This window comes from Streptomyces sp. NPDC048415 (genome assembly GCF_040651675.1).
Lineage (GTDB): Bacteria > Actinomycetota > Actinomycetes > Streptomycetales > Streptomycetaceae > Streptomyces.
In genome coordinates this window covers 56181-66373 of the sequence record NZ_JBEZKJ010000046.1, presented here as the reverse complement: position 1 = coordinate 66373, position 10193 = coordinate 56181, and the positions used below count along the sequence as shown (strand labels likewise).

The window sequence follows — 10193 nt, the reverse complement described above, 5'->3', positions numbered from 1 at the left end:
ACATTTTTGCTCCATGCCCGGCCCGCCACCCGCACCCCCCCCGGCGGGGCCCCCCCCCCCCGGGGGGGGCCCTCACCGGCGTATTGAGCGATCCTGGCGATCAGCCCGCGAGGTTGTCGGCCATCTCCTCGGTGAGGCTTGACTCCGTCCCCGGGATGCCCAGGTCCTGCGCCTTCTTGTCCGCCATGGCCAGCAGACGGCGGATACGACCGGCCACCGCGTCCTTGGTCAGCGGCGGGTCGGCGAGCGCGCCCAGCTCCTCCAGGGAGGCCTGCTTGTGCTCCATGCGCAGCTGTCCGGCGGCGGCGAGATGCTCCGGCACCTCGTCGGCGAGGATCTCCAGGGCGCGCTGCACACGGGCCCCGGCGGCGACGGCGGCGCGGGCCGAGCGGCGCAGGTTGGCGTCGTCGAAGTTGGCGAGACGGTTCGCCGTGGCACGGACCTCGCGGCGCATCCGCCGCTCCTCCCAGGCCAGCACCGACTCATGGGCGCCGAGGCGGGTGAGCAGAGCCCCGATCGCGTCGCCGTCCCGTACGACCACACGGTCCACGCCGCGTACTTCGCGGGCCTTCGCGGCGATCGACAGCCGACGGGCGGCGCCGACCAGGGCGAGGGCGGCCTCCGGGCCCGGGCAGGTCACCTCGAGGGAGGACGAACGGCCCGGCTCGGTGAGCGAGCCGTGCGCCAGGAACGCCCCGCGCCAGGCCGCCTCGGCGTCACAGGTGGCCCCCGAGACCACCTGCGGGGGCAGCCCGCGGATCGGGCGGCCACGGCCGTCGACGAGCCCGGTCTGGCGGGCCAGCTGGTCGCCGCCCGCGACGACGCGTACGACATAGCGGGAGCCGCGGCGCAGCCCGCCGGGTGCCATCACGATCAGTTCGGAGCCGTGGCCGAAGATCTCCAGGATGTCCCGCTTCAGCCGGCGCGCCGCCATCGCGGTGTCCAGCTCCGCCTCGATCACGATCCGGCCGCTCACCAGGTGAAGGCCGCCGGCGAACCGCAGAAGGGCGGAGACCTCCGCCTTTCTGCAGCAGGTCCGGGTGACGGGGAGCCGGGAGATCTCATCCTTCACCGCTGCCGTCATCGCCATGGGCCGATCCTTCCATGCATCCGAAAAATACGGTCGTACGCGGCGGCCAACAGCTCCGGGTCGTGCCGCGGAGATCCATCGGTCCGGGCCACCGGCGCCAGCTCGACCGCGGCGCCGAACCGCTTGGCGGCATCGGTGAGTGAGTCGCGGTCGGGCACGGCGGCCTCGTCGGCCAGCACCACGTCCAGGGCGAGTTTAGGGGCGTGTCGTCCCAAAACCTCCAAATGACGCTGCGGGGAGAAGCCTTCGGTTTCTCCGGGCTGCGGAGCGAGGTTCAGGGAGAGCACCCGGCGCGCCTTCGTCTGGATGAGGGCGTCCAGAAGGTCGGGCACCAAAAGATGCGGAATCACGGAGGAGAACCAGGAGCCGGGTCCGAGGACCACCCAGTCCGCGTCGAGGACCGCCGCGACCGCCTCGGGGACGGCGGGCGGGTCGTGCGGCACGACGTGCACGGACTGCACCTCGCCGGGCGTGAGCGCCACGGTCGCCTGTCCTCGCACCGTGTCGACGTCGTCGGGACGGTCCGGGTCGTGGCCCTTGACCAGGGCCTGGAGCTCGAGCGGTACGGCGGACATGGGCAGCACGCGGCCGTGCGCGCCCAGGAGCTTGCCGACCAGGTCCAGGGCCTGTACATGATCGCCGAGCTGCTCCCAGAGGGCGACGATCAGCAGATTGCCGACCGCGTGCTCGTGCAGGTCGCCCTTGGACTGGAAGCGGTGCTGGATGACGCGGGCCCAGGTCTGGCCCCAGTCGTCGTCACCGCACAGCGCGGCCAGGGCCTTGCGCAGGTCGCCGGGCGGCAACACGCCCAGCTCGTCGCGCAGGCGCCCGCTGGAGCCGCCGTCGTCGGCCACGGTGACGACCGCGGTCAGATCGCCGGTGATCCGGCGCAGCGCGGCGAGCGAGGCGGACAGGCCCATGCCGCCGCCGAGGGCGACGACCTTGGGCTGGGTGCCGCGGCGGCGCGGCTTCCCGCCGCGCGCCGCGACGGGCTTGCCCCCGGACCCCTCCGGGGTCACCCGGCGCAGCCTGCTCAGCCGCAGTGCGGCTCGTCCCGTCACTCGCGCCCCATGTCCCTGTGGACGACCACGGTCTCCACGCCCTGGGAGGCGAGGCGGGCGGCGAGCTTCTCCGAGGTGGCGACCGAGCGGTGCTTGCCGCCGGTGCAGCCGACCGCGACGGTCACATAGCGCTTGCCCTCGCGCCGGTATCCGGCGGCGATGAGCTGGAGCAGCTCGGCGTAGCGGTCGAGGAACTCCTTGGCGCCGGGCTGATTGAAGACGTACGCGGACACCTCCTCGTTCAGGCCGGTGAAGGGGCGCAGCTCCGGCACCCAGTGCGGGTTGGGCAGGAAGCGCATGTCCACGACCAGGTCGGCGTCGACCGGGAGGCCGTACTTGAAGCCGAAGGACATGACGGTGGCCCGCAGCTCGGGCTCCTCATCGCCGGCGAACTGGGCGTCCATCTTGGCGCGCAGCTCGTGCACGTTCAGGCTGGAGGTGTCGATCACCAGGTCGGCGTCGCCGCGCAGCTCGCGCAGCAGCTCGCGCTCGGCGTCGATGCCGTCCACGATGCGGCCGTCGCCCTGGAGGGGGTGCGGCCTGCGCACGGACTCGAATCGGCGCACCAGGGCCTCGTCGGAGGACTCCAGGAACACGATCCGCCGGGTGACGTGCTTCGACTCCAGGTCGGCGAGGGACTCGCGGAGGTTGTCGAAGAAGCGGCGGCCGCGTACGTCCACGACGACCGCGATCCGTGCCACGTTGCCCTGGGAGCGGGCGCCGAGCTCCACCATGGTGGGGATCAGCGCGGGCGGCAGGTTGTCGACGACGAACCAGCCGAGGTCCTCCAGACACTTGGCGGCCGTCGACCGGCCCGCTCCGGACATGCCGGAGATGATCACCAGCTCGGGGATGGCCGTCTCGGGGACTCCGGGCGTCTCGATGCCCGTACCCACCTGTGCTCCGTCTTCCGGGGGTGCTTCGCGCTCCGGGTGCTCTTCGCTTGTTTCCTTGTGCGCTTCGTGTGCGTCCTGGCCCTGCGTCGGCCGTTCCTCTTCGCGTTCGCGCGCGTCGTGCTCGGTCATGTCTCCTGCCCCCGTCGCTCGTCCGAGGCGCCCGCGGTCACGGGCTCCTGTGGGGAGCCCGCCGTCGTTTCGGGCGTCCCGTGTTCCTCGTCTTCCATGATCTCTCCAGTCGCCGTGTTCACGGCGGGTGCGGCCGGAGCCGCCTGGGCCAGGGCCACGGCGATCGTCTCGGCCGTCTTGCGGCCTATGCCGGGAACCTCACAGATCTGGTCGATTGTCGCGGATCGCAGCTTTTTCACTGAGCCGAAGTGCTTGATCAGTGCCTGTTTGCGCATCTCGCCCAACCCCGGCACATCGTCCAGAGGGCTCGACCGGAAGCGCTTGGCCCGCTTGGCGCGCTGATAGGTGATCGCGAAGCGGTGGGCCTCGTCACGAACCCGCTGGAGCAGATAGAGGCCCTCGCTGGTGCGCGGCAGGACCACCGGGTCGCCCTCGTCCGGCAGCCACACCTCCTCCAGTCGCTTGGCGAGGCCGCATACGGCGATGTCGTCGATGCCGAGCTCGTCGAGGGCCTTCTTGGCGGCCGCGACCTGCGGCTGGCCGCCGTCGACGACGACGAGCTGCGGGGGGTAGGCGAAACGCTTGGGGCGGCCGTCGTCCTCCTCCTTCAGGTCGTCACCGTCCGTCCACTCCCCAGTCTTCTCCTTCTCGGCGAGATAGCGCCTGAAGCGACGCGTGATCACCTCGTGCATGGACCGGACGTCGTCCTGCCCCTCGAAGCCCTTGATCTGGAAGCGCCGGTACTCGCTCTTGCGCTGGAGCCCGTCCTCGAAGACGACCATCGAGGCCACGACGTCGTCGCCCTGGAGATGCGAGATGTCGTAGCACTCGATCCGCAGGGGCGCGCTGTCCAGGTCGAGCGCCTCGGCGATCTCCTCCAGGGCGCGCGAGCGGGTGGTCAGGTCGGAGGCACGCTTGGTCTTGTGCAGGACGAGCGCCTGGAGCGCGTTGCGCTGCACGGTCTCCATGAGTGCCTTCTTGTCGCCGCGCTGCGGGATGCGGAGCGACACGTTCGACCCGCGGCGCTCGGTGAGCCACTGCTGGACGGGGTCCACCGGGTCGGGCAGCGCGGGAACGAGCACCTCCTTGGGCACGGAGTCGCCCGTCTCCTCCCCGTAGAGCTGCTGGAGCGCGTGCTCGACGAGGTCACTGGTGGTGACGGCCTCCACCTTGTCGGTGACCCAGCCACGCTGGCCGCGCACGCGACCGCCGCGTACGTGGAAGATCTGCACGGCGGCTTCCAGCTCGTCCTCGGCGACGGCCATCAGGTCGGCGTCGGTCGCGTCGGCGAGCACGACCGCGTTCTTCTCCATGGCCTTCCTCAGGGCCTCGATGTCGTCGCGCAGGCGCGCCGCCCGCTCGTACTCCATCTCGTCGGCCGCGTCCGTCATCTGCTTCTCCAGGCGGCGGATGTACGTCCCCGTACGGCCTGCCATGAAATCGCAGAATTCCTCCGCCAGTTCGCGGTGTTCCTCGGGCGAGACGCGCTCGACGCAGGGTGCGGAGCACTTGCCGATGTAGCCGAGGAGGCAGGGGCGGCCGGTGCGGGCCGCGTTCTTGAAGACGCCGGCGGAGCAGGTGCGGACGGGGAAGACGCGCAGCAGCAGGTCCACGGTGTCGCGGATCGCCCACGCGTGTCCGTACGGGCCGAAGTAGCGCACGCCCTTCTTCTTCTGGCCGCGCATCACCTGCACGCGCGGGAACTGCTCGTTCATCGTCACCGCGAGGTACGGATAGCTCTTGTCGTCGCGGTATTTGACGTTGAACCTGGGGTCGTACTCCTTGATCCAGGAGTACTCCAGCTGAAGCGCCTCGACCTCCGTGGACACGACCGTCCACTCCACCGACGCGGCCGTGGTGACCATGGTGCGGGTGCGCGGGTGCAGGGTCGTCAGGTCCTGGAAGTAGTTGGCCAGGCGCTGGCGCAGGCTCTTCGCCTTTCCGACGTAGATCACCCGGCGGTGCTCGTCGCGGAATTTGTACACCCCGGGAGAGTCCGGGATCTGTCCCGGCTTGGGGCGGTAGCTGGAGGGATCGGCCATGTCACACACCCTACTGGCGAGGGCTGACAGCGCGGCGCCCCTGTGGACAACCGCGGACCGGCCCTGGCGCGACTCCATGAACGTCGGCACCGCCGGCACGCGGCGGTGATCATCGGTGTCCTCGTGCAGGCGGAGCCCGCACAGGACGCTGCGGACGTGTGAGCGAATCGACGAACTGGTCCGCGACCGTGATTCGGCTCCTCTTGAGGAGGCGGCCGACCCCTGCGCCCGCCCGCCAGCAGCTCCGGGGCGCCCACGACCCCGACAAACGCCGACAAACGCCGACAGGGCCCAGGATGCCGCTGTCCGGGTGGCGCTCGCGGATCGTCCGGGCCGCCTTCAACGCTTCGGTCGAGTGGTCCGGCGGCATCCGCATATCGACGATTGCCAGGTCCTGGTGTCGACCATCGCCACGTCCTGGTGTCGACCATCGCCACGTCCTGGCGCTCGTCGGTGACCAGCTCCACGAGCCGTACGACGTCGCAGCCCTGACCGGCCACCGCATAGCCGAGGCGCTCGCAGAGGCTCGCCAGGCCCTCCCTAGCAGCAAATCGTCGTGGAGGACGATCCGTCCGCGCGGCGCTGCTGCGATGCGTCGGTCATAGCCCCGGCTCCCCTGGGTCGCCAGGAACATGAACCGGGCGAGCGGTGGGCGCCCGGGATGTGGTGGTGCCGCGGCTGGGGCCGCCTAGACGGTGGCCCGCCGTCGGAGTCGCGCCCGTCGCGCACCCCGGCGCGGCGCCCCCGTCGCGCACGTCGGCGCGGCGCCGAGGCCGGCCAGGACCGCTGCGAGAGCGAGAGTTTTCTGTGCCGCATCGCGTTCCTCCCGAGTGGGGTTCGAGGAGTGGAGGAGCACGTCCGGACGCTGCGGTGAAGCATGTTGAGCATCAGGTGTTGTCGGGGCTTGGTCAACACGCTTCAATGCGGGGGAACTCGGGGCGTGAACGGCGGCCGACGCGTGTGAACGGACCCGCGCGCCGACCTGGCGGCCCCGACGACCCGCGCGTGCGGCCCGACCAGCCGTGGTGTGCATTCACAGAGAGGCCCCTGCATGCGGCACGGCACACAGCACGCGGACGTCGTCACGGCGGAACTGGATACGGCCCTGCGGGGCGGCCCTTTCCATGTCGCCCTGCGCGCCGCGATCGCCGCCCGCGGACTCCCCCTGCAACGCGTACAGCACCACCTGTCCCGCTACGGGGTCAAGGTCGGGGTCACGAGTCTGAGTTACTGGCAGCAGGGGGCCCGGCGCCCGCAGCGCCCCGAGTCGCTGCGGGCCGTACGCGCCCTGGAGGAGATCCTCCAGCTCCCGGACGAGTCGCTGATCCGGCTGCTCGCCAAGGCCGACGAGCGTTCCGATCCGACGGGCCCCGCGGGCCGTTCGTACCGCTCCCTGGTGGAGGCCTCCGGCGTCCTGGAGCGGCTCCTGGCCGAGCTGGAGTCACCGGTCGACGGCGGACTGCACACCATTGGTCACCACGAACGCGTACACATCGGCGCTCACCGCGAGCTGCTCGGCCGCGAGTCACACCACATAGTGCGTGCCCACAAGGACGGCGTGGACCGCTATGTGGCCATCCACCACGGCGATCCGGGATGCGCTCCGGAGCGGATGGCGGTACGAGCTCTGGAGAACTGCCGTACCGGGCGGGTGCGCCGGCATCACGACACCGGGGTGTTCGTGGCCGAGCTGCTCTTCGACACTCGCCTGCGCGCGGGCGACACGTTCCTCTTCCGCTACGGCTTCGAGGACGGCACGGCCGGTGCGTCCAGCGAGTACGTCCGCGGGTTCAGCTTCGCGGGCGGCCAGTACGCGCTCCAAGTACGGTTCGCCGAGCAGGCGCTGCCCATTCGCTGCCATCAGTTCACGCAGCACTCGGCGGCGGCTCCGCGCAGCGGCCGCCAGGAGCTGACGCTGAGCGGTCGCCACCGTTCAGTGCATCTGGTCGAGCCGAGGGTGCGGTCGGGAATCGTGGGAATCGGATGGGACTGGGATTGAGCGATCGGTCATAGTCGCCGGCTCGCCCAGGCGGGGGCTCAGGCAGGATCAGGCGGAGGGCTCAGGCCAGGATCAGGGAGGGCTCAGGCAGGGTCAGGCGGAGGCTCAGGCACCCGGCCCGGCGATGATCTTCCCGTCCCTGGCCTCCACCGACAGTTCGTTCAGTGGCACGGTGGCCGGCGCATGCAGCACCTTGCCCGTCGTGGCGTCGAACTCACTGCCGTGGCACGGGCACGTGAGCGTCGTGCCCTCCAGCTTGTCGATGGCACACCCGGCGTGCGTGCAGATCGAGCTGAAGGCCTTGAGCGAACCGTTGTCGGCGCGGCTGACCACGACGTTCCGGTCCCGGTACAGCTTGGCGCCACCCTTGGCGATCTCGCTCTCCGCGCCCAGCTCCACGGGCGCGGTCGGCGTCGCGGGCCCCCCGCCGCCTGCGCCGCCCCCGGAGCACGCACTGAGGGCAAGCCCGGCTACCGGCGTGAGCGCCGCTCCCCGCAGGACGGTACGGCGGCTCGCGGACGGTCGGCCGGGCATGGCATCTCCACTGGTCGAGGCGGGGTTCGGTGCGTCGGCGGTTGCGACGGAGGTGTGTCGGACGGTGCGACGAAGGTCGGCACATGCCGACGATACCGGTACAGATCATTCCGTCTGAGGCGGGGGTAATCCGGCGCGAGGCCGGGACGTAAACGCTTACGCAAACGCATGCGCAAGCGCTGGCGCAAACGCTTACGCAAGCGCAGCGCGCAAGCGCAGCCCGTAAACGCAGCGCGTAAACGCTTACATCCGTGTTGACGTAAGCGTTTACGTCAGGCCCCCGAATGGGATACGGTCCCGTGCGAACAACCGGGTTCCAGAGGGGAGCACCATGGCGACGATGGTCGATGTGGCCCAGCGCGCGGGCGTGTCCATCGCGACCGTCTCACACGTGCTCAACGACACCCGCCCGGTGCTGCCGCAGACGCGCCAGGCCGTCCTCGACGCCATCGACGAGCTCGGATACACGCCTAACACCCTGGCCCGTTCGCTGGCCACCTCACGCACGCGGTCCATCGGCCTCGCGGTGTCGGCGATCAGCAACCCGTACTTCACGGAGATCCTCCAGGGCGTGGAGGCCGACGCCCTGGAGCACGGCTACAGCCTGCTGCTCGCAGATCCGCACGACGACGCAGGGCACGAGCGGAAGATCGTCCAACTGCTGCACGAGCGACGCGTAGACGGAATGATCATCGCGCCCTCGGCGCATCCTGACGCCCTGCTGAGCTACCTCGGCCAGCATGACGTGCCCACGGTGTTCCTGGACCGGCTCGTCGAGTCCCCCGCCGAGGACACCTTCCGCTTCGACCAGGTCTGCACCGAGAACGCCGAGCCCATGAAGCAGCTGGTCACCCACCTCGCGGAACTGGGCCACCAGCGCATCGGACTGGTCGCGGGCCTGCCGGGGCTGAGCACCACGAACGAGCGGATCACCGGCTACCGCCACGGCCTCGCGCACGCCGGACTCCCGTACGACGAACGGCTCGTAGCGCACGGCGACTCGCAGGCGGAGGCCGCAGAGGGGGCCGCGCACGCCCTGCTGTCCCTCGCGTCGCCGCCTACCGCGCTCGTCACCGCCAACAACGCCATGACCATCGGCGCGCTGCGGGCGCTGCGCGGGCTGAACCTGTCCGTGCCGCACGACATGGCACTGTGCTGCTTCGACGACTTCTCCTGGGCGGACCTGTTCACGCCCCGGCTTACCGTGATCTCCCAGCCCAGCAAGGAGATCGGAGCCCAGGCCGTCCAGCTGCTCCTGGAACGGCTGGCTTCACCCGGCCGTCCGAGCCGTACCGTCCGGCTGCCTTCCGCCTTCGTCCACCGCACCTCGTGCGGCTGCCCCGAGGGCTCCAAGAGCCCCGAGAGCCACAGGAAAGGATCCGAGTCGTGATCGTCGTCGCAGGTGAGGCCCTGATCGATCTGGTACCGCAAGGTGCGGGCGCCCTCGCGGGCCTGCTGCCGCGGCTCGGCGGCGGCCCCTACAACACAGCGGTGGCACTCGTCCGCCTCGGCTCCCCCACGGCCTTCTGCTCCCGGGTCTCGTACGACGCGTTCGGCGAGGCTCTCCTGGGCGGGCTGACCGAGGCGGGCGTCGACGTGTCGGCCGTGCAGCGCGGCACGCAGCCCACCACCCTCGCGGTCGCCACGATCGGCACGGACGGCTCGGCCGCGTACTCCTTCTACGTCGAAGGCACGGCGGACCGCCTCTTCTCCGCACCCGCCCAACTCCCCGACGCCACACGCGCGGTGTCCTTCGGCACCTGCTCGCTCGTCCTGGAACCGGGCGCGAGCGCCTACGAGGACCTGATGCGGACCGCCGCAGCGCGAGGCGTGTTCACCACGCTCGACCCGAACATCCGCGTCGGGCTGATCCCCGACCCCGATGCCTACCGGGCCCGGTTCAAGAACTGGCTGCCGTCGGTGTCGCTCCTCAAGCTCTCGCAGGAGGACGCCCTGTGGCTGGGCGGGACCCCGCGCGAGTGGCTGGCGTCCGGTCCGGCAGCCGTGGTGATCACCCAGGGCGGCGACGGTCTGACGGTGTTCACCCGCGACGGCGCGGTCCACTCCGTGCCCGGCGAACCCGTCGACGTCGTGGACACCATCGGCGCCGGCGACACGGTGAACGCGGCACTGCTGCACGGCCTGGCCGCACGGGACGCCCTGTCACCGACCGCGCTGGCCGACCTGAGCCCTGAGGGCTGGACCGAACTCCTGCGCTTCGCCGCCCGCGCGGCCGCGATCACCTGCTCACGCGCGGGAGCCGAACCGCCGTACGCCTCCGAGCTCGGCACCCCGTAACGAGACGCTCAGCTGCCGACCGCCCGCAGCGCCTCGCCCCGCCGCCCGTTGAGCCGGCATCCCCGTTCGGTCTGGGCATGCGGTTCGTCGAGCCCCAGGGACCGCGCGGCTGACTGTGCAACGGACGGCGCCCCACGGGGAGTT

8 protein-coding genes are annotated in these 10193 nt (G+C 70.8%); 3 read left to right on the top strand and 5 right to left on the bottom strand.

What is annotated here, in order from left to right; genetic code table 11:
* Positions 1–100: 100 nt before the first annotated feature.
* Genes whiA through uvrC form a run of 4 tightly spaced genes read right to left on the bottom strand, consistent with a single transcriptional unit; the run spans position 101 to position 5218 of the window.
* Positions 101–1090, bottom strand: a complete 990-nt coding sequence (gene whiA / locus AB0D27_RS26905; protein WP_362513716.1) for a DNA-binding protein WhiA — start codon at positions 1088–1090, stop codon at positions 101–103.
* A complete protein-coding gene (gene yvcK / locus AB0D27_RS26900) occupies positions 1081–2151 on the bottom strand; it encodes a uridine diphosphate-N-acetylglucosamine-binding protein YvcK (protein WP_362513713.1) in 1071 nt (356 codons plus the stop codon). Before yvcK ends, whiA begins: the two co-directional genes overlap by 10 nt.
* Entirely contained in the window at positions 2148–3176 is a 1029-nt protein-coding gene (rapZ, locus tag AB0D27_RS26895; RefSeq protein WP_362513711.1) for an RNase adapter RapZ, read from the bottom strand. Before rapZ ends, yvcK begins: the two co-directional genes overlap by 4 nt.
* A complete protein-coding gene (gene uvrC / locus AB0D27_RS26890; protein WP_362513709.1) occupies positions 3173–5218 on the bottom strand; it encodes an excinuclease ABC subunit UvrC in 2046 nt (681 codons plus the stop codon). Before uvrC ends, rapZ begins: the two co-directional genes overlap by 4 nt.
* A gap of 1051 nt (positions 5219–6269) precedes the next feature.
* Here uvrC and AB0D27_RS26885 point away from each other — a divergent pair.
* Positions 6270–7217 (top strand): hypothetical protein, encoded by a 948-nt coding sequence (locus AB0D27_RS26885; protein WP_362513706.1) that lies wholly within the window; start codon positions 6270–6272, stop codon positions 7215–7217.
* Between the two features lie 105 nt (positions 7218–7322).
* On the opposite strand, the gene AB0D27_RS26880 is transcribed toward AB0D27_RS26885, so the two are convergent.
* Entirely contained in the window at positions 7323–7751 is a 429-nt protein-coding gene (locus tag AB0D27_RS26880) for a Rieske (2Fe-2S) protein (protein WP_362513703.1), read from the bottom strand.
* Positions 7752–8082: 331 nt separating this feature from the next.
* Between AB0D27_RS26880 and AB0D27_RS26875 the strand changes: the two genes are divergently transcribed.
* Together AB0D27_RS26875 and AB0D27_RS26870 are read left to right on the top strand one after the other, a co-directional pair.
* On the top strand, positions 8083–9141 hold the full coding sequence (locus tag AB0D27_RS26875; protein ID WP_362513700.1) for a LacI family DNA-binding transcriptional regulator: 1059 nt from the start codon (positions 8083–8085) through the stop codon (positions 9139–9141).
* Positions 9138–10049, top strand: coding sequence for a carbohydrate kinase (locus tag AB0D27_RS26870; protein ID WP_362513697.1), 912 nt, complete (start codon positions 9138–9140; stop codon positions 10047–10049). Before AB0D27_RS26875 ends, AB0D27_RS26870 begins: the two co-directional genes overlap by 4 nt.
* The last annotated feature ends 144 nt before the right edge of the window (positions 10050–10193 follow it).